Annotated in this window: 19 protein-coding genes; 11 read left to right on the top strand and 8 right to left on the bottom strand. The window is 64.8% G+C overall.

The genetic code is table 11. The annotated features are described in order from the left end of the window. On the bottom strand, positions 1-536 hold a 536-nt coding region (locus KHY18_RS04170), incomplete at its 3' end, for a gamma-glutamyltransferase (RefSeq protein ID WP_213294644.1). A gap of 339 nt (positions 537-875) precedes the next feature. On the opposite strand from KHY18_RS04170, the gene gntA reads away from it, so the two are divergent. Both gntA and KHY18_RS04180 read left to right on the top strand, forming a co-directional pair. After that, on the top strand, positions 876-1571 hold the full coding sequence (gntA, locus tag KHY18_RS04175) for a guanitoxin biosynthesis heme-dependent pre-guanitoxin N-hydroxylase GntA (RefSeq protein WP_213294647.1): 696 nt from the start codon (positions 876-878) through the stop codon (positions 1569-1571). Continuing rightward, on the top strand, positions 1564-2169 hold the full coding sequence (locus tag KHY18_RS04180; protein WP_213294650.1) for a DUF1989 domain-containing protein: 606 nt from the start codon (positions 1564-1566) through the stop codon (positions 2167-2169). Before gntA ends, KHY18_RS04180 begins: the two co-directional genes overlap by 8 nt. Before the next feature lie 11 nt (positions 2170-2180). Here the strand turns inward: KHY18_RS04180 and KHY18_RS04185 are convergent, their stop codons facing one another. Then, positions 2181-2663 (bottom strand): GreA/GreB family elongation factor, encoded by a 483-nt coding sequence (locus KHY18_RS04185; RefSeq protein ID WP_213294817.1) that lies wholly within the window; start codon positions 2661-2663, stop codon positions 2181-2183. Between the two features lie 142 nt (positions 2664-2805). Then, entirely contained in the window at positions 2806-3711 is a 906-nt protein-coding gene (locus KHY18_RS04190; protein ID WP_213294652.1) for a LysR family transcriptional regulator, read from the bottom strand. A gap of 105 nt (positions 3712-3816) precedes the next feature. Here KHY18_RS04190 and KHY18_RS04195 point away from each other — a divergent pair, with 105 nt between their 5' ends. After that, positions 3817-4446: a glutathione S-transferase family protein gene (locus KHY18_RS04195; RefSeq protein ID WP_213294654.1), complete on the top strand. Its 630-nt coding sequence runs from the start codon at positions 3817-3819 to the stop codon at positions 4444-4446. 20 nt (positions 4447-4466) lie between these two features. Next, on the top strand, positions 4467-6533 hold the full coding sequence (locus KHY18_RS04200) for a 2Fe-2S iron-sulfur cluster-binding protein (RefSeq protein ID WP_213294656.1): 2067 nt from the start codon (positions 4467-4469) through the stop codon (positions 6531-6533). 26 nt (positions 6534-6559) lie between these two features. Here the strand turns inward: KHY18_RS04200 and KHY18_RS04205 are convergent, their stop codons facing one another. The 3 genes from KHY18_RS04205 to KHY18_RS04215 all read right to left on the bottom strand — a co-directional run bounded on the left by KHY18_RS04205 (position 6560) and on the right by KHY18_RS04215 (position 9145). Beyond that, positions 6560-7450, bottom strand: coding sequence for a lipid kinase (locus KHY18_RS04205; protein WP_213294658.1), 891 nt, complete (start codon positions 7448-7450; stop codon positions 6560-6562). A gap of 170 nt (positions 7451-7620) precedes the next feature. Then, positions 7621-8748, bottom strand: coding sequence for an oxidoreductase (locus KHY18_RS04210; RefSeq protein WP_213294660.1), 1128 nt, complete (start codon positions 8746-8748; stop codon positions 7621-7623). A 1-nt stretch (position 8749) separates the two neighbouring features. Next, complete coding sequence (locus tag KHY18_RS04215) at positions 8750-9145, bottom strand: RidA family protein (RefSeq protein WP_213294663.1); 396 nt, start codon at positions 9143-9145, stop codon at positions 8750-8752. 155 nt (positions 9146-9300) lie between these two features. On the opposite strand from KHY18_RS04215, the gene KHY18_RS04220 reads away from it, so the two are divergent. Beyond that, positions 9301-10185, top strand: a complete 885-nt coding sequence (locus tag KHY18_RS04220; protein ID WP_213294666.1) for a LysR substrate-binding domain-containing protein — start codon at positions 9301-9303, stop codon at positions 10183-10185. Between the two features lie 4 nt (positions 10186-10189). Further along, positions 10190-10357, top strand: a complete 168-nt coding sequence (locus KHY18_RS04225; protein WP_213294668.1) for a hypothetical protein — start codon at positions 10190-10192, stop codon at positions 10355-10357. A 140-nt stretch (positions 10358-10497) separates the two neighbouring features. Here KHY18_RS04225 and KHY18_RS04230 read toward each other — a convergent pair whose 3' ends face one another. Further along, entirely contained in the window at positions 10498-11343 is an 846-nt protein-coding gene (locus KHY18_RS04230) for a LysR family transcriptional regulator (RefSeq protein WP_213294670.1), read from the bottom strand. Next, complete coding sequence (locus tag KHY18_RS04235) at positions 11340-11489, bottom strand: hypothetical protein (protein WP_213294672.1); 150 nt, start codon at positions 11487-11489, stop codon at positions 11340-11342. Before KHY18_RS04235 ends, KHY18_RS04230 begins: the two co-directional genes overlap by 4 nt. Here KHY18_RS04235 and KHY18_RS04240 point away from each other — a divergent pair, their 5' ends adjacent. From KHY18_RS04240 to KHY18_RS04260, 5 genes are all read left to right on the top strand, one after another. Further along, positions 11490-12494, top strand: coding sequence for a Bug family tripartite tricarboxylate transporter substrate binding protein (locus KHY18_RS04240; protein WP_249728905.1), 1005 nt, complete (start codon positions 11490-11492; stop codon positions 12492-12494). A gap of 49 nt (positions 12495-12543) precedes the next feature. Further along, positions 12544-13719 carry an alpha-hydroxy acid oxidase gene (locus KHY18_RS04245; protein ID WP_249728906.1) on the top strand — a complete coding sequence of 392 codons (1176 nt, stop codon included), beginning with the start codon at positions 12544-12546 and terminating at the stop codon, positions 13717-13719. Between the two features lie 44 nt (positions 13720-13763). Beyond that, positions 13764-14699 carry a dihydrodipicolinate synthase family protein gene (locus KHY18_RS04250; protein ID WP_213294819.1) on the top strand — a complete coding sequence of 312 codons (936 nt, stop codon included), beginning with the start codon at positions 13764-13766 and terminating at the stop codon, positions 14697-14699. Positions 14700-15046: 347 nt separating this feature from the next. Continuing rightward, positions 15047-18955: a Pls/PosA family non-ribosomal peptide synthetase gene (locus KHY18_RS04255; protein ID WP_349630246.1), complete on the top strand. Its 3909-nt coding sequence runs from the start codon at positions 15047-15049 to the stop codon at positions 18953-18955. Continuing rightward, the gene (locus KHY18_RS04260) at positions 18943-19548 is read left to right on the top strand and encodes a 4'-phosphopantetheinyl transferase family protein (RefSeq protein WP_213294680.1); all 606 of its coding nucleotides are present in this window, start codon (positions 18943-18945) and stop codon (positions 19546-19548) included. The genes KHY18_RS04255 and KHY18_RS04260 overlap by 13 nt, the downstream gene beginning before the upstream one ends. Positions 19549-19569 lie beyond the last annotated feature (21 nt).

Below are 19569 nucleotides of genomic sequence, written 5' to 3' on the forward strand. Positions count from 1 at the left end.
CCGGGCTGGGGCGCCGTACGGTCGGCATCGCTGACCCAGCGCAGGTAATTCTCGGTGGCGGCAGCGGGCGCGGTTTCGCGGCCGTCGTAGGCTTGGACTTTCTTCTGCGTGGCGTCGTAGTGCAGCATGAACGCGCCGCCGCCCAGGCCCGAAGATTGTGGCTCCACCAGACCCAGCACCATCTGCACCGCCACGGCGGCATCGACGGCCGAGCCGCCGGCCTTCAGCACGTCGCAGCCCGCGCGTGAAGCCAGCGGATTGGCCGTGGACACCATGTATTGCTTGGCATAGACCGCTGTCTTGCCCAGTCGGTAACCCGATGCGGGTTCGGGCGCGGCCGGATCACCCGGCAAGCCCGAACCTACGACCACCGATCCGGTGTTGCTGACCACGGCGCAGGCGCTTTCGGGGCTGCCGGTACCGTTGTCGGCATTGTCACTGCCGCTGCCGCCGCAGGCAGAAAGCAGCAACAAACAGGCCATGACCGTGGCCGTAGGGCGCCAGGTGGGCATTGATGCAGGAGTGGTGTGGTTCATGAACGTTCCTTTATAGGCTTTGGGAAGGAAATCGCGTGCCGCTGTCTCTTCGCGGCAGCTTCAGCATAAGCGCCTGGCGGCGCCGGCAGTGACATGCGCGCGACCTGAATTCACCGATGTGGTGCGTTATGGCGTGTACGCGCCATAGCTTGCAAGAACCACGCCACAAGGCACAGACGGCCCACGCAAGAAAGTGATGCCCGCGCAAGGATTGCAGGCTGGGCCTGCGTTTGGCTGCTGTGGCAAGGGGATTCCCTACAATGCCGGAGCCCGCGCTCCCACGGTGAGGTCGGCAATGGGCGCACCGAGGACGCTCGAGGATGGGCTTAACTTAGCTGCATGCACCTCCACCCCTGCGAAAATGAACCGAACGCACCTGCTGCCGCAGGCCTCCTCAAGGAATTCATCGCCGACAAGTCCTTTCCCTGCGTGGGCGCCAAGTCGGCGCTCAACAAGGGGCGCATGCAGCTGCAGGAATTCGGCGAACTCGGCGATGAATCCCTGACGCCGGCCTTGCATGCGGCGCTGGTGGACTATTCGCGCCAGTACCCCGATCCCGGCATGGTGCCCGTGAGCTTCATTGCCGTGTTCCGCGCGCCCCAACTCGATGAATTGCGCTTCGAACAGCGGATGTGGCGCCAACTGCGCGCGCTGCACGCACACGATTGCGCGCACGGTATTCCCTGGGCAAGCGGTGTCGGCGATGATCCCCTGCGCGAAGACTTTTCGTTCAGCGTCGGCGGGCGCGCGTTCTTTGTCGTCGGCATGCACCCCGGTGCCTCGCGACTCGCGCGCCGCACGCCCATGCCCTGCCTGGTGTTCAACTTCCACGAGCAGTTCGAACAGCTCAAGGCCAGCGGCAAGTACACCCTGCTGCAGGAAGCGATACGCACGCGCGATATCGCGCTTCAAGGTTCGATCAATCCGGTGCTTGCACGTTTTGGCGAGGCCTCCGAGGCGCGCCAGTATTCAGGCCGGGCGGTGGAAGCCGACTGGCAATGTCCATTCCATTCGAAAGCCCAGAAAGATGCATGAAGTTCCGCACGCCTGCACGCGTATTCCTCCCCAATCGGGCGTTGCCTTTCGCCTGCGCGCCGGCGAGATCCTGCGTATCCATGACCCCATGGGCGAGCAGGTGGCCGATTTGTTTGCGTTCAAGGACGGCGACCATGCCTGCAGCCTGTCTTCGGGGCGCAGCATCGACTACGCGTCCAAGATCTATCTGAGCAGCGGCGATACGCTCTATGCCAATGACAGCCGGGCGATGTTCGTGATTCTCGAAGACCAGGTCGGCCGCCATGATTTTCTGTTGACGCCCTGCAGCCAGGAGATGTTCGAGATTCTCTACAAGCACCAGGGCCACCACCCGAGCTGCTTCGAAAATCTGTACACCGCGCTGGCCGAATTCGGCATACGCCCGGAGCAGATCGGCACCACCTTCAATGTTTTTATGAACGTCGAAGTGGGGCCCGACGGCGTGGTCGCGGTCAAGCCGCCCAAGTCGCGGCCTGGCGACTTCATCGAACTGCGCGCCGAGATGGACCTGGTCTGTGGCCTGACTTCGTGTTCGGCGGAAAACTCCAACAACGGCAGCTTCAAGCCCATTGACTACGAAATCCTGCAGCGCGCCTGAGGCGCATGGGCTCAATCAACCCGCAGCACCTCGAACCGTTGGCGGATTGAACCTACCTGTATGGACACCTCATCGCCCTCGCCTTTACCCAGCATGGCCCTGGCCAAAGGGGCTTCGCTGCTGATGACCTGAACGAGCTGCGTGCCGCTGAGCAACTTCATGCTGCCCCCGGCCGGTCCGAGAAACAGCTGCTGCTCTTTGTCGTTGGAATCGACCAGGCAGACCAGCGCGCCAAGCTGTATGCCTTTGCTGGCGTCGTAGGGCAGCGCACGGAATTGGCGCCAATGGGCCAACGCCTCACGCATGGCTTCGGCGCGCCGCGCCTGGCCCGAGGCCAGGTAGGCGGCTTCCAGACCCAATGTGTCGTATTTGTTTTCGGCGATGTTCTCTTCGTGGGTCGCCGTTTCATGCGCCGTACGCACTGCCTGTTCGGTTTGCCGCAGATCTTCTGCGAGCTGTTCCAGCACCTGCTGCTGCAGCAAGAATTTATCCATCATGAAAGCTCGGCATCTCGCCACAAAAAAGACCGCATCGCAGCACGCGCCTGCCGGCTCGATTCCACATCGAAAGTTGGAAAAAGCCTGGAGTCTAAACCTTGGGCGCCCAGAGGCAGCTGTTTATCTGCACACCGCCGTTTCAGTCCGCATGCACCAGCGCGGGGTTGCTGCGCAGGCGCTCCACCGCCAGATCGATGAAGGCCCGTGATTTCGCCGTGACCCTGCGGCCTTCCGCATGCACCACATGCACCGGCAAGGCGGGTTCTTCGAACTGCGCCAGCACGACTTCCAGCCTGCCCGAATGGATGTCCGCCGCGACCTGATAGGACAGCACGCGCGAGATGCCCCAGCCTTGCAGCGCGGCGTCTATGGCGGCTTCGTTGGTATTGCAGAACAGGCGCGGCCGCACCTGGAGGCTGATCTGATGGTCCTGCCCAAAGCGCCATTCGAGCGATGACCAGGTGCCGACAGACGCGATGATGTTGTGCTGGCCCAGGTCGCTGGGGTGCTCAGGGCGACCTGCGGCCGTGAGGTAGCTTGGAGACGCGCAGACGACACGGCGCACGCTGCCCACCTTGATGGCGTGATAGCCCGAGGACGGCAAATGACCGATGCGCACGGCGACATCGATGCCTTCTTCGACCAGGTTGGTGTTGCGGTCCACGAACAGCGCCTGCCCGGTCATCGCCGGATGGCGGTCCAGGTATTCCGTGAGTATGGGCAGCACGTGCATGGTGCCGAATCGCGTCGATGCCGTCACCGTGAGGGTTCCGCTGGGCGTGCCGTGCGCGCCCGCGGCGCCGGCGTCGGCTTCGTCCACCTCCAGCAGTATGCGGCGGCAATCTTCCAGGTAGCGCGCACCGGCTTCGGTCGGCTTCACGGAACGCGTGGTGCGCTGCAGCAGGCGTGCGCCTATGCCCTCCTCCAGCATGGCGATGGCCCGCGTCACGGCGGGCGGGCTCATGCGCAGCGCCCGCGCCGCGCCGGCAAAGCCACCCAGTTCCACCACCTTGACGAAGACTTTCATGCACTGCAGCTTGTCCATTGATTGTTCCGATTTTTGGAATGCCGGATTCTATATTTTCTGGATTATCAATTCGACATGCAACTATCAGAATTCGGGCTGTCAACCACCACAGGAACCCATTCCATGAAGCTCTACCACTTTCCCCTGTCCGGCCATGCCCACCGCGCACGCCTGTTTCTGGCGCTGCTGGACGTGCCGCATGAAATCATCGACGTAGACCTGGCCAAGGGCGCGCACAAGACGGCCGCGTTTCTTGCCATGAACGCCTTCGGCCAGGTACCGGTGCTGGATGACGATGGAATCATCGTCAACGACTCCAATGCCATCCTTGTGTACCTCGCCAAGAAGCTGGGCCGCACCGACTGGCTGCCGGAAGACGCGGTGGGCGCGGCACGGGTACAGCGCTGGCTGTCGGTGGCGGCAGGCGAAATCGCCTACGGACCCTGCGCCGCCCGCTTGATCACGGTCTTCAAATCTTCGCACCGCGCCGAAGAAGTCATCGCCCGCGCCCATGTGATCTTCGAACGCATGGAGCAGGCGCTGGAAGGCCGCGACTGGATCGCCAGCGAAAAAACGGGGACCGCCTCGACTCCGACCATCGCCGACGTGGCGCTGTACAGCTACACCGACCGTGCGCCCGAAGGCTTTGTGGACCTGGCGCCCTATCCCAACATCCGCGCCTGGCTGGCGCGTGTGCAAGCCTTGCCGGGCTTCGTTCCATTCCAGAAGACGCCCGCCGGCCTGGCCGCTTGAACCAGGAATAAGGAATCGCCATGCCTGCATCAGTCCCCCTTCCCTCCGATAAGGCCTCTGCCTGGCACGCGGGCGAGCTGGCCATACAGCGCCAGGCCGGCGTGGTGGCGCAGGTGCATGCGTTAGGGCACCAGTACGTACGGACTTTCATGCCCGAACAGCACCGGGAATTCTTTCCGCTGCTGCCCTTCGTTCTGCTGGGCGCGGTCGATCCAGGCGGGGCTGTGTGGGCCACCATGCGTGCCGGCCTGCCCGGGTTTCTGGGCGCGCAGGACGCGCAGCATCTGAGCGTCGATACGCTGCGTGAACCCTCAGACCCCGCAGACGCCGGCATGGAAGACGGCAACGCGATCGGCTTGCTGGGCATGGACCCGATGACGCGCCGCCGCAACCGGCTCAACGGCATCATTCGCCGCAGCGCGGGCGAGCAGGGGTTTGCCATCGAAGTCGGGCAGAGCTTCGGCGCCTGCCCGCGCTACATCACCAACCGCTCCTGCGTGCCGACCAGGCCCGCCGGTCAACCATCGCCGCAAGCGGCCTACATCATCGACGTGCTCGACGACAAGGCGCGGCGCATGATACGCAGCGCCGACAGCCTGTATGTCGCCTCCTATATCCAAGGCAAGGACAGCCGCGACGGCCAGCGCCAGGTCGATGTGTCGCACCGCGGCGGCAAGCCCGGCTTTGTGCGCATCGACGCCGATGGCAGCCTCACCGTGCCGGAGTTCAACGGCAATTTCTTTTTCAACACCCTGGGCAACTTCGTGCTGAACCCCAGGGCGGGCCTGCTGTTCGTCGACTATGCGACGGGCGACATGCTGCAGATGACCGGCGTGGTCGAAGTCATCCTCGACTCCCCCGAAATCGCCGCATTCCAGGGCGCCGAGCGCCTGTGGCGCTTCATGCCCAGCAAGGTGGTGCACCGCCCAGAGGGCCTGCCGCTGCGCTGGGACCAGCGCCCGGACGGCGCATCGCCCAGCGTCTTCCTGACCGGCAGCTGGGACGAAGCGTCGGCGCGCCTGCAAGCGCAGGCGCTGCCCGGCCAATGGCGGCCGTTTCGCATCACGCGGGCGATAGAGGAAAGCAGCACCGTGCGTTCGCTGGTGCTCGAAGCGGCCGATGGCGCGGCCATGGTGCCGCATCTGGCGGGCCAGCATCTGCCGCTGCGCCTGATCGGCGGCACATTGCCGAGCCGCACCTACACCCTGTCCTGCGCGCCCGGCGACAAGGCCTATCGCATCAGCGTCAAGCAGCAAGGCCTGGTATCGCAGCGCCTGCACCGGCTACAGGAAGGCGACCTGGTCGAAGTACAAAGCCCTGCGGGCGCGTTCACGATAGACGCTGCCCAGCGGCGCCCGGCGGTGCTGCTGGCGGCGGGCATAGGCATCACGCCCATCCTGTCCATGCTGCGCCACCTGGTGCTGGAAGGCGTGCGTACGCGCCATCGCCGACCGGCGTGGATCTTCCATTCGGCAAGAACCAAGGCCGAGCGCGCGTTCGACCAGGAAATCGCCCAGCTGGTCGGTGCCGCCGAGGGCGCCGTTCGCCAGGTGCGTGTGTTGGGCTCCGACCAGGGCGCCAAGGCCATCGACGACTACGACGCCATAGGCCGCATCGACCTGGACCTGCTCCAGGCCTATCTGCCGCTGGCCGACTACGACTTCTACCTGTGCGGCCCCGCGGGCTTCATGCAGTCGCTGTACGACGGCTTGCGTTCGCTGAACATTGCAGACGAGCGCATTCACGCCGAGTCGTTCGGTCCGTCCGGCTTGAAACGCTCGGGCTCATCCGCCCTCCCCGGCCGTGCGGATGCAGCGCCTTCGGCGGTCACTGCCCAGGTGGTCTTTTCGGCAGCGGGAAAACAGGCGACGTGGAATCCGGGCGATGGATCGATCCTGGAAATCGCCGAACAGGCGGGCCTGGCGCCGGCCTATGGCTGCCGCAGCGGCAGTTGCGGCACGTGCAAGGTCAAGATCAGCGAAGGAAAGGTGGCCTATCTCACCACCCCCACAGCCCAGGTCGGCGCCGACGAAGCCCTGATCTGCTGCGCCGTGCCCGCCAGCGCGCGGGTTTCGGTGCTTTGCTAGGGCATCCGCGTGGTTGCCCTGGGTGGCTACGGCGTTTGCGGAACAAACACTTTCACGGCGCGCTCTGCGAGCTTGAACACGACCGGCGTCTGCGTGCGCAGCTCGCCGTCGAGATTGACGGGGCGCTCGGTGCGGGTGCGGATGGTCAGCGCCTTGGTCGAAAACGCCCTCACTTCATCCCATTGGCTGTGGGTGCCTTTTCTTATGGCGGGAAGAAGCCACAGAAGCCGCCACCAGTGGGACACCTCCAGACTGTAGAAATCCAGCAGCCCGTCCATGGCTGTCGCATCGTGGTGCACGGCCATTCCGCCGCCATAGTACCGACCGTTGCCCACAGAGACCTGAAAAGTCCTGAGTTTCTCGACGGTGCCGTCATGCTCCAGCGTTGCTTCAAACAAATTCGACGCCGCGAGTATGCGTGCCGCCGTGATCGCATAACCCAACTTGCCCCAGCGGCGCTTTGCACTGGCCGTAAGCGATGAAGCAAGGTCTGCGCTGAAGCCTATGCTGGCGACGTTGAAGAATGGATTGCCGTTCGCCAAACCCAGGTCCACGCGCACCGTGTTTTCACCGCAGGCGACGCGAACGGCGCTTTCCATGTCCAGAGGAATGCCCATGGTACGCGCGAAGTCGTTCGCCGTTCCCAGCGGCAGAACGCCCAGGGGAAGACCTGTCTGGATGATGCCCGCAGCCGCCCCGTTCAAGCTACCGTCGCCGCCGCCCACGATCACGCGGTCTACCTGGCTGGCATAGGCCTGGATCACATTGCTCGCCGAGACGCCTTCGGGCACTTCCGGCTGAAGCACCTCCAGCCCCGCACGCTGCAGCAGTTGCCTGCAGGGCTCGGACTCCAGCGCGCCACGGCGTGAATAGGGGTTGATCAGCAGAAGGGCTTTGCCTTTGTTCGGTGGGTTCATTGCAGTAAGTAGGACACGAGTAGACCCGCAGTCTTGACCAGATAAGCGCTCATAGAGCGAAACTGCGATTGTCAGAGGGCCATCAAGAAAAGCTCATAAAAGACCCTTTATCTTTGCAGTGCAAGCGCAAGCCCCCTGCGCGTGCGGTTGTTGCTTCTCAGCAGGAGTCTTCATGTGCGGAGCTGGGCATGGCACGCGGGAGCGTCTCGAAGACCGCGCAGCCGGTCGGCGTTCGCCAGGTCGGCGATCGGCGCCAGCAAGCCGCGATCAAAGGCGTGCAGCACCCGGCCGGCGCGCACGCGGTTCGGCCAGTCGGCATGGGTCAGCGCCCCACGGCCCAGCGCCACCAAGTTGGCCTCGCCGCGCTCTATCATTGCGGCGGCATCGGCCGGCGCGTGCAGCGCGCCATTGGCGATCACCGGCAACTTGCCATGCCGGCGCGCCAGCGCTGCCAGACTGGGCGATGCGCCGAACGCCGGCTGCCAGGCCTCGAACTCCGTCGTGTGCAGGAAATCGAGGGGCGCGGCCGACAGGGTTTCGAAGATCAGCGCCGCATCTGCCTCGCCGCCACTCCATTTGTGCGTGAAATCGTTGACCTTGCCCTGCGACACGCGGTAGCCCACAGCGAAGTCGGGCCCCACGGCGCGGCGCACCGCCTCAATGGTCTCCACGCCCAGGCGCAGACGGCGCGCCAGCGAGCCGCCGTAGGCATCGTCGCGGTGGTTGGTGTAGTCGGTCAGAAACTGGTCGAGCAGGTAGCCGTTTGCGCCATGGATTTCCACGCCGTCGAAGCCAGCCTGCTTGGCACGCAGCGCCGCGCTGGCGAATCCCTCGACGACGGCGTCAATTTCCGCGAGCGACAGCGCACCTGGCTGGCGGTACGCGCCTTCGCCGCGGTAGAAGTTCATCTGCTGGCCCCTGGGCTGCAGCGCCGAGGGCCCCTTGGGCTCGGGCCGGTGCGGGTTGCCCTGCGAGATGGCGCCCGCGTGCATCAGCTGGGCGACGATGCGGCCGGCGCTCGCATGCACGCGCTGCACCACCGGCCGCCAGGCTTCACGCTGACCGTCGTCGGCAAGACCTGGCTGGTAGCAATAGCCCTGGGCATAGGCCTGGTCGGTGTAGACGCCTTCGGTGATCACCAGGCCAAAGCCACCGGCGGCGAACTCGCCGTAGTAGTCCGCCATGCGCGCCGTGACCAGGCCCTGCGCCGTGGCGCTGACGCGCGTCATCGGGGCGACGGCCAGGCGGTTGTTCAAATGCAGCGGGCCGAGGTCGACCGGGTCGAAAAGGAGGCTCATCTCAGCGGCCCTCCTGGTGCGGCACGCAGGCAATCGCCTCGATTTCTACCAACGCCTCGGGCGTGTAGAGCGCGCGGATCTCGGCGATGGTGTCGGCCGGGTATGGCGCGGCGAAGAACTCGCGGCGCAGCGTCACCACGTCATCGAAATGCCCCATGTCGGTGACGAAGATGGTGACCTTGACGACATCCTTGAGGCTGGCGCCGCCGGCTTCGAGCGCCCGGCGCAGATTCGCGAACGCCTGCCGGCCCTGCGTCAGAAAGCCTCCGGCGACGATCTTGCCGTTGTCGCCGGCGCCGGCCTGGCCCGAGATGAACAACCAGCCATTGGCCTTGATGCCCTGCGACAGCAGGAAAGGCTCATAAGGGTCCGGATGGGTGATGACACGTTCTATCATGGTGAATTCCTCTCATTTGTGGACCGCTGCCGAAGTGGCAGCGGATAGAGGGAAGATACGCAGATGGCCGCACGCCGACAAAGGTTCATTAGTCAGCTGTAGGATGAATTGATCTCATCCATAGGCGGGTGTCGCGAGGCACCTTCCAAACGTTCATGCACCGACGATCCCTGCCGCTGTCCGCCCTGCGCGCTTTCGAGGCCGCGGCCCGGCTGGGCAGCTTCAAGGCGGCGGCCGAAGAGCTCGCGGTCACGCCCACGGCGGTCAGCCACCAGATTCGCGGGCTCGAGCAGCAGATCGGCGCGCCGCTGTTCACCCGGCAGGTGCGGCGCGTCGCGCTGACCGAAGCGGGTGCGTCGCTGTATCCCGTGCTGCGAGACGGCTTTGACGCTTTCCAGGCGGCGTTGGAGCAGCTCACGAAAGCGCGCCAGCGGCCCCAGGTGGTGATCTCTGCGACCAATGCCTTCACCGCCAAATGGCTGTTGCCGCGCATGGGCGCGTTCCGCCAGGACTTCGCGGGCATAGACCTGCAATTGCAGGCCTCGGACGAAACCGTCAACCTGCGCTCCACCACCGTCGACATCGCCATCCGCTACGGCCGCGGCCCCTATCCCGGACTGATCGTCGAGCCGCTGTTCACCGACCGCTTCGCGCCCGTCGCCAATCCACGCCTGGGCGTGCGCACGGTCGAAGACCTCGCACGCTGGCCGCTGATCTATTTCGAGTGGCGCCGGCCCCACGCGCACAACCCGACCTGGAAACGCTGGTTTGCCCAAGCCCGGCTGATGGAGGCCGCGCCTGCGGGCGTCTTGCGCTTCTCGGACGAAGGCCATGCGATCCAGGCGGCGGTCGCTGGCGAGGGCATCGCCCTGGTGAGCCAGGCCCTGGTCGCCGAAGAACTGGCCTCCGGTCGGCTCCATCAGCCCTTCGGCCCCAGCATCGAAGGCCACACCTACCACCTGGCCGTGAGCGCCGAGCGCGCGATGACGCCCAGCGCGCAGGCCGTCATGGACTGGCTCAAGGCACAGGCTGCAGCGTGAGACCGTGAACGAAGCCCTGGCCAAACCGGAGATCCGCGCCAAGCTGGAGCTCGAAGGCCGCAACGTCGCCCAGCCGATCACCGACCAGGCGCAGGCCGACCGCATGTTCGAGCAACAGCTCGATCGCATGGTGCGGCTGGTCAAGACCGTGGGACGACCGGCCAACGCATAAAAGACTGCGCAGCGGTTGCAGCCCGTCGCCAGCAGGATGGCGCAGGGCATGGCGGGAGGCGAGCGCGCGTGCTGGCCCGCAATCTGGCGTTGAAACTCACGCGCATAGATCTGGGGGGCCCGGCCGTGCCTCCTCTCGACTCACCGCAGCAGCGCATCCAGCAGCCGGCCATGGGCGGAGCCCGCGGGCCACAGCAAGCCGATTTCACGGTACAGGGGATCGGGAACCGGAAGCGCTATCAGGTGCTCCCCAAGAGGCTTGGCGCGGGCCCAATCGGGCACCAGTGACACCCCCATTCCCAGCCCTACCAATACTTCCAGGGCATCAAGTGCATCCAGTTCCACGCGCTCCGTGGGCTGGATGCGTCGGGACTGCAGGTATTGATCCGAAAGAGCGCCGCCCCAGTTCTTCCGGTCATAGCGAATGTGTGGTTGCGATGCCAGCAGTGCAAGCGGGTCGGCCCAGGCATGACTCTTGTGCGCCAGGACGACCAAGGGCTCGCGGCGCACCGTTCTCCAGCTCAGGGACTTGGGCAGCTCGAAAGGCGGCACAACGATCAGCGCCATGTCGAGTTGATCGCGCTGCACCTGGTGGTACAGATCGCGCGACACACCGGCCACCAGTTGCACATCGATGCGTGGATACAGACGGACGACTTCTCCGAGGTGCTCGGGCAACCAGCCGCTCAGGGCCGTGCTGATCGAGCCGAAGCGCAGGCTGCTGGGCAGTGCCTCACCCAGCACATTCGAACGCAATTCCCTCAGCACCTTCTGCAGGCTGCCGGCGCCGGCCGCGAGACGCGCGCCACTTTCTGTCGGCCGCACGGTGCGGCCTGAGCGCACCAGCAACTGACAGCCGAACTCGGCTTCCAGCGTCTGAACCCGCAAGGCCAAGGCCGTCGCCGTGAGGTTGAGCCGCCGAGCCGCTTCGGCGATGGAGCCGCACTCCACCACGGCGACAAAGCTGTCAATGAAGTTTGTATTCAATTGGGAATCCAGTTTTTCTTCATTTTAAACAATGGAGAAGCATGTTTTTCTTTTTTTCTTGGAACTTGAGAATGACTTCCAGGCAGGCGATCGCTCGCCAGCGCCGCCTGCTGCAAGCAGTACCAAAAAATAAAGGAGACAAACAAATGCGCATTTCATATCAGGGAACAACCCGCCGTCAGGGGCTGTGCGCCATCGCCTTGGCGGTGGCAACGCTGGCCGGCGCGAACATGGCACTGGCCGCGCCCGACAGCTGGCCCAACCGTCCGATCAAGATGCTGATCGGGTTTTCCGCCGGCGGAGCGGTCGACAACGTAGGCCGTCAACTCGCACAGGGTTTGGGCGCGCGGCTGGGTCAATCGGTGGTCGTTGAAAACAAGCCGGGAGCCACGGGAACCCTTGCGGGCGACGCGGCCGCGAAGTCACTGCCCGATGGCTATACCGTGCTGCTGGGCACGCAATCCACGATGCTGGTGGCGCCCGCGGTCTACCCCAAGATGCCCTTTCGCCCTATGGAGGATCTGGCGCCCATCTCGCTGGTCGCTTCCGTGCCATTGGTGCTGGTCGTTCACCCGTCCGTGCCGGTACAGAACGTCAAGGAACTGATCGCGCTGGCGCGTGCCCAGAAAGGCGAACTGGCTTATGCGTCTTCAGGACAGGGCGGCCCCCAGCATGTGGCCAGCGAACTGCTGAACCAGATGGCCGGGGTGAAGATGGTGCACATCCCCTACAAGGGCGAGTCCAATGCGCTCGCGGACGTGCTGGGTGCGCAGGTCACCGTCATGTTCGGCAACTTGCCCACGCTGCTGCCCTCCATCCGCTCGGGCAAATTGCGCGCGATCGCCGTCAGCAGCCTTCAACGCAGTGACGTCGCGCCTGATATCCCGACCGTCGCCGAGTCGGGCCTGCCTGGCTTCGAAGCGCTGACCTGGTTCGGCTTGTTCGCCCCGGTCGCCACGCCCAAACCCGTCATTGAGCGCCTGCACCGCGAAATCGTCACCAGCCTCGCAGACAAGGAATTCCAGTCCAAGTTGCGCGGCCAAGGACTGACGCTGGTGGGCAATGATCCCGCGCAGTTTCGCAGCTATATGCAGACGGAAACCGTGAAGTGGGCCAAGTTGGTGGAATCCGCAAAGATCAAGCCTGACTGAAGCCATCATGCTGCACCCAGAAAAGAAACGACTTCGCATACCCCGTCGCATGCTGACGACCGTGCGCTCGCTGGAAGACTATGAGTCTGTCGCGCAGCGCATGCTGCCGGCTGCCGTGTTCGGCTACATCTGCGCGGCAGCCGACGGGCAGGCCGCGGCGCGGCACAACCGGGACGCATTTGACGATTTCGAATTCCGTCCGCGGTTTCTGCGCGATGTCTCCGCGCGCACGACGGCGGTGGACATTCTGGGTCAGCGCTACGCCAGCCCGTTCGGGATAGCGCCCATGGGCTTGAGTGCATTGTCGGCCTACCGTGGCGATCTTCTCCTGGCACAGGCGGCGGCGGCCCGGAATCTGCCGATGATCATGAGCGGCTCGTCGCTGATTCCCATGGAAGCGATCGCTCAAGCCAACCCGAACGCCTGGTTCCAGGCGTATGTGACGGGCAATGCGGATCGCAATCGCGCCTTGATCGACCGCGTGGCGAAAGCGGGTTTCAAGACGCTGGTGATCACGGTCGACGTTCAGGCCCAGCCTCACCTCGAGTTGGCCGTGAAAAGCGGCTTTTCCGCGCCCCTGAAGCCCAATCTTCGGCTGGCATGGGACGGCATCACGCACCCGCGCTGGTTGCTGGGCACTTGCCTGCGCACATTGGCGTTGCATGGAATGCCGCACTTCGAGAACAACGATGCCCAGCGCGGCGCCCCCATCCTGTCGCGCTCGGTCACCCGTGACTTTTCGGACCGCGGCTCGTTCACCGCCCACCATCTGGCGGCGATACGGCGGCAGTGGCATGGTCACTTGATCGTCAAAGGCATTGCCACCCGGGAGGATGCTCGCCTGGTAGCAGACGAGGGTGTGGACGGGATCATCGTGTCCAACCATGGCGGGCGCCAGCTTCACGGCGCGCGCCCGACGATCCACGCCTTGTCAGAGGTAGTGCAAGCCTGCCCGCAGTTGCCCGTGATGCTCGATAGCGGCGTGCGGCGCGGCACGGACGTACTCAAGGCGCTGGCCCTGGGCGCGAGGATGGTGTTTGTCGGACGCCCTTTCGCCTACGCCGCAGCCGCGGCCGGGGAGGCGGGCGTGCACCACGGGCTGCAACTGCTGTCCAACGAGATCTCGCAGTGCATGGCCATGCTCGGCCTCACCGAACTGCAGGGCGTTCCTGGCGATTGCGTCGCCCATAAATACGGCCGCCAAAAATCATCTCGCCATCCGTGATGGCGGCATTTCAACTCTCTTCTTCAAAAACGATCAGGCCCTCCATGTCCCATTCCCATCGCTTCCAAGGCGTTTATTCGCCCGTGCTCACACCGTTCAATACCGATCTGACGCCGGATCCAGAGCGCTTTGTGCGCCACTGCCGCTGGTTGCTCGACCAGGAAGTGGGCTTGTCCATTTTCGGGACGAACTCCGAGGCGACATCGCTCACGCTGAAAGAGAAGCGCACGCTGCTCGACACGCTGATCAGCGCTGAGTTGCCGGCGCACCGCATCATGCCGGGCACGGGCGCCTGCGCCCTGCCCGACGTCATCGAGTTGACGCGCCATGCGGTCGGAGCCGGTTGTGGTGGCGTGCTGATGCTGCCGCCGTTCTACTACAAAGGCGTCAGCGACGAGGGACTGTTCCGCGCCTTCGCCAGCGTCATCGAAGGCGTTGCCGACGATCGTCTGCGCGTGTTCCTGTACCACATTCCACCCGTCACGCAGGTGCCGATTTCGCTGGCGTTGATTGACCGTCTGATGACCGCGTTTCCCGGGATCATCACCGGAGTCAAAGACAGTTCGGGCGACTGGGACAACACCCGCTCCATGATCGAGCAGTTTCAGCCCCGCGGCCTGGATGTTTTCGCGGGCAGCGAAACCTTTCTCCTCGCCACGCTGCGCGCGGGCGGTGCAGGCTGCATCACGGCCACAGGCAACGTCAACCCGGCGCCCATCGTGCAGTTGTTCAAGACCTGGCAAAACGCCGATGCCGACGCCCAGCAGGCGAAACTCAACGCGACCCGCGCGGCATTTGCCCAGTTTCCCATCATCGCAGCCATGAAGGCCTCCATCGCGATGAAGACCGACCGCGCCGACTGGGCCACGACGCGGCCGCCCCTGGTGGAGCTGAGTGCATCGCAGCGCGAAGCGCTGGGCGCCGCGTTGGATGCTGTCAATTTCGAGTTGGTCAACGCCTCTTCGCTGGGCCTGCGCTGACGCCATCCGCAGCCGGCCTGCACGTGGAGCGCGCCGGCATTCCGGTGCTGGCATCGCACGCAAGCGTGGTCGACAAGCACTTCTGAATGACTCATGTCGATCCACCATGGCCTCGCCGGGGCAGCATTCTGACACCGGCGACTTCTCCAAGGCACGAAATATGTCAGCCCTGACCAATCGCCAAGCGTCAATCAGGGAAAATGTGACACACGGACGTCGCGATCAGCGGATTGCGGCGGCGTCCGTTCAAGGCTACGGCTTGCCCTCCGAGCACACATGCTGAAGATGTTCGTTCGCTTATGACAATAACAAGAGGGCCGTTTCGCCAGGATTTTCTGCGCAAAGAAGTGTTGGCCGACCTTTTCGAGGCCACGGCGGCGCGCCAGCCCGCGCATGCGGCGCTGATCTGCGGTGACCTGCAACTGAGCTATCGTGATCTGGACGAACGCGCCAGTCTGATGGCCCACCACCTGATGGCCAAGGGCGTGAAACCCGGCGATATCGTGGGTCTGTGGTTGCCGCGGGGCATGGACTTGCTGGTCAGCCAGTTGGCCATCGCCAAGACCGGGGCGGCCTGGCTGCCGCTGGATGCAGACGCGCCTGCAGAGCGGGTCGCAGTTTGCCTGGAAGATGCGCAGGCGGTAGGCATCGTCACCGGCCATCCGTCGCTCGCAGCCATATGCGCGGTATGGGACCCGGCGACGCTGCTCGCGCAGACATCGGAGCCCTTGCTGCGCCGCCATGGCGCCAGGCCTGAGCATCCGTCCTACGTTATTTACACCTCGGGTTCCACCGGCAAGCCCAAGGGCGTGCCGATCAGCCAGGGGGCCATATGCCATTTCCTGCGCAGCGAGAACGCCGTGCTGGGCGTGCATGCCGACGACGTCGTGTACCAGGGCTTTTCGCTGGCCTTCGACATGTCGTTCGAGGAAATCTGGATCTCCTATCTGGTGGGCGCCACCTTGTGGATCGCTCCGCGTGAAATCACGGCCGACCCCGATGCCCTGCCGCGAGCGCTGATCGATCATGGTGTCAGCGTGCTGCACGCCGTGCCGACCTTGCTGGCGCTGTTCAGCAGCGATGTACCGGGCTTGCGGCTGATCAATCTGGGCGGCGAAATGTGTCCGCAGGCCGTGGTGGACCGCTGGGCCACGCCTTCGCGCCGGATGTTCAATACTTATGGCCCCACCGAGGCCACCGTGTCCGCCAGCATTGCCGAGCTCCACGCCGGCCAGGCCGTGACGATAGGCGCGCCGCTGCCTAACTATGGCCTGCTGGTGGTCGATGCCGACCTGAAGCTGGCCGACGCCGGCGAAACCGGCGAACTGTGCATCATCGGTCCCGGCGTGGCCCTGGGATACCTGGGACGACCGGAGCTCACGGCCGAGAAGTTCGTCGCCAACCCCTGGATGACACACCCGCACGAGCCACGCCTTTACCGCACCGGCGATCTGGCGCGCATCGACGCGCAGGGACAGGTCCATTGCCTGGGGCGGGTCGACGATCAGGTCAAGGTACGGGGGTTTCGTGTCGAGCTTGGCGAGATCGAGGCCAAGCTGGCCGAGTTGCTGCACAGCGGCACGGCCGCCGTGGTGCTCAAGCCCGTCAACGAGATCGACCAGTTGGTGGCCTACGTCGTCGACGGCGGCGACACCCCGCCTACACCTGCCGATCTGCGCGCCGGCTTGCGCGCAGTCTTGCCGCCCTACATGGTGCCTGGCCACTTCGAGATCGTGTCCGGCATTCCCCGCCTGACCTCGGGCAAGATCGATCGCAAGGCCTTGCGCGCCTTGCCCATGGGCGAGATCGCCGCGCCCACGGATTCGGATGACGCCGAAACCGAGGTGGAGGCGGCGCTGTTCGCCGCGCTGGCGCGCCTGTTTCCCGGCCAGGCCTTGCGCCGAACGGCGGATTTCTTCGACGACCTCGGCGGGCATTCCCTGTTGGCGGCGCGCCTGGTTTCGGCGCTGCGCGAAGATGCGCGCTTCGTGCACATGACAGTCAACGATGTTTACCAGAACCGTCGCCTCGGCGCCATCGCCCAAGCCATGCAAGCCGGCATGGCCAAGCTCGGCGACGCGGCGCTGGCCGACTTCGCGCCGGTTCCGCGGTGGCGCAGGATGCTGTGCGGCGGCGCGCAGGCGCTGGCCTTGCCGTTCATGATCAGTCTGAATGTCATGAACTGGCTCGCGCCGTTTTTCACCTACCACTATTTCACCGGCGAGCCCGGCGACAGCATCGCGTTTGCCGTGCTGGCTTCGGTGATGGTTTTCCTCGGCAGCCATCTTTTCAGTCTGACGGTGGCGGTGCTCAGCAGCCGGCTGCTGCTGCGCGGGCTCAAGCCGGGGCGCTACCCCTTGTGGGGTCTGCACTATTTCCGCTGGTGGCTGGCCGACCGGCTGCAGCAGCTTGCCCCGGCCTACCTGCTCTCGGGCTGCGCGCTTTACAACGGTTACCTGCGCGCCATGGGGGCGCAGGTCGGCAAGGATGTGGTCGTCGGCTCGGTCACGATCCGCCAACCCCATCTGCTGCGCATCGGTGACGGCGCCAGCATCGGCTCGAACGTCAATCTGGAGAACGTGCGCGTGGAGCGCGCTGAGTTGGTGGTGGGCGCCATCGACATCGGCGCCGAAGGCTATGTGGGCTCGTATGCGGTCATGGAGGGCGATACCGCCATCGCGCCCTGGGGCCGGCTCGAAGGTCTGGCGGCCCTGGCGCGCGGCGCACGTGTCGCTGCGAATGAAATCTGGGACGGCTCGCCGGCGAAGTTTGTGCGCCATCGCCAGTGCGGCGAGCGGCCTGCGCGCCCGCCGGTCACGCGGGCCCGGCGCATTGGCGAGTCCTTGTTCTTCGCGCTCGGCGCCGCGCTGACGGCGGTGTTGTTCTTTCTGCCCATCTTCCCGGCGTTTGCGTTGATCGATGCCCTCGAAGAACGGGTGCTGGCGCCGTCGCTGGAAGCGCACGGCTATGTGCTCGCGGTATTCCAATACGCCTTGCTTGCCCTGCCCGCCAGTGCCGTGCTGATCGTGGGAACAGCGTTGATCGCGGCCGCGATACGCTGGGCCGTGCTGCCAAGGCTGCGCCCCGGAACCTGGCCGGTGCACAGCAACCTGTACTGCCGCAAGTGGTTGGCCAACCAGATCCAAGTGGCAAGTCTGCATGTGCTGCATGGCGTCTATGCCACGGTTTTTGTGCCGTACTGGTATCGCCTGCTGGGCGCGAAGATCGGCCGCCATGCCGAAATCTCGACCGCCATGGGCCTGATTCCGGACATGCTGACGCTGGGCGACGAGTCCTTCATCGCCGATGCGGTCATGCTGGGCGACGAGGAAGTCGACGGCGGCTGGATGTCGATCGACTACACGGTCATAGGCCGGCGCAGTTTTGTCGGCAACGGCGCCTATGTGCCAGACGGCACGACCTTGCCGTCGGACGTGCTGCTCGGCGTGCAGTCCAAGGCCCCGGCGAGCGAGAAGATGCAACCGGGGCAGACCTGGGTGGGCTCGCCAGCGATCAGCCTGCCGTCGCGTGAAGTGCTCACAGGCTTTCCTGAGTCCCTGACTTTCCACCCGTCGCGCTGGCGCTGGCTGGGCCGTGCGCTGGTGGAAGCGATGCGCATCGTGCTGCCGCTGTCGCTCATCATCGGCGCAGGCTATGTGATCGTCCAGCATCTCATGCCCGTGGCCGCCGAGGACGCATGGCTTGAACTGGTGTTCGACCTGGGCGTGGCTGGCATTTATTACGGCATTGGCTGCTTCCTGTTCGTGGCGGCGCTCAAGTGGCTGCTGATTGGTCGTTACCGGCCACGGGCCATGCCGATGTGGACGCCGTTCGTCTGGACCAGCGAAGCGCTGACCAGCATCTATGAGTCGATTGCCGTGCCCAACTTCCTCGAGTACCTGCGCGGCACGCCCATGATGCCGTCGATGCTGCGGCTCATGGGGGTGAAGATAGGCCGCGACGTCTACATGAATACGACCGACATCACCGAATTCGATTGCGTCGAGATCGGTGAACGCAGCGAACTCAACGCCTGGTCCGGTCCGCAGACCCACCTGTTCGAGGACCGCGTCATGAAGATCGGCCGTATCCAGATCGGCGAAAGAGTGACGCTGGGCATTCGCAGCACCGTGCTGTACGACACCGTGATCGGCGATGGCGTGCTGCTCGGGCCGCTGACCCTGGTCATGAAGGGCGAGAAGCTGCCGCCCGACAGCGCCTGGCACGGCTCACCCGCGCAGTCATGGTCGCCTTGATGCAGTGGGCGCCAATGGCCCCGGATCAACGGCCGGCATTGCGCGCGGCCCAGCCCGCTGTGTGGGTGCTTCAAGGCCCGGGCCAGCATCTGCGCGCCGGGGCCAGGGATCTGTTGAGGGCTCTTCTGGCGGACTATTTGGGGACGGCACCCGAAAAGACGCGCCTGCATTTCGTACCCGGCCAGGCACCGTGCGTGGACTTGCACTGGCAAGGCCTGCCTTTGTCGATCAGCATGAGCTACAGCCAGGACCTGGCACTGATTGCCATCTGCCCCGGTGCGCACATCGGCATCGATGTGACAGAGATTGCTTCCATGCCGGATTGGGCACAGGTGGCGAAGCTCTATCTGGGCGTTGAATCGATTGCGCGCCTCGCAGCAATCGACGGCATGCCACGCGACAGGGTGTTTGCGCTGGAATGGGCCGAGCTCGAAGCGCGCTGCAAGTGCGTCGGTCTGGGCCTGCAGGAATGGTCGCCCGCCAGGCACAAGCGCTTGCACGCGGATTCCATCGAAGTGAGCACCATGGCGCTGGGTGGCTTGCGCTCAGGCCTGGCCTATGCCTTGGCGCTCGCGCGGGATTCGGCCAGGTGACGCACAGTTGGCGGGTCCTGG

The sequence above is a fragment of the Acidovorax sp. CCYZU-2555 genome (assembly GCF_018413525.1).
Classification (GTDB): domain Bacteria; phylum Pseudomonadota; class Gammaproteobacteria; order Burkholderiales; family Burkholderiaceae_C; genus Comamonas.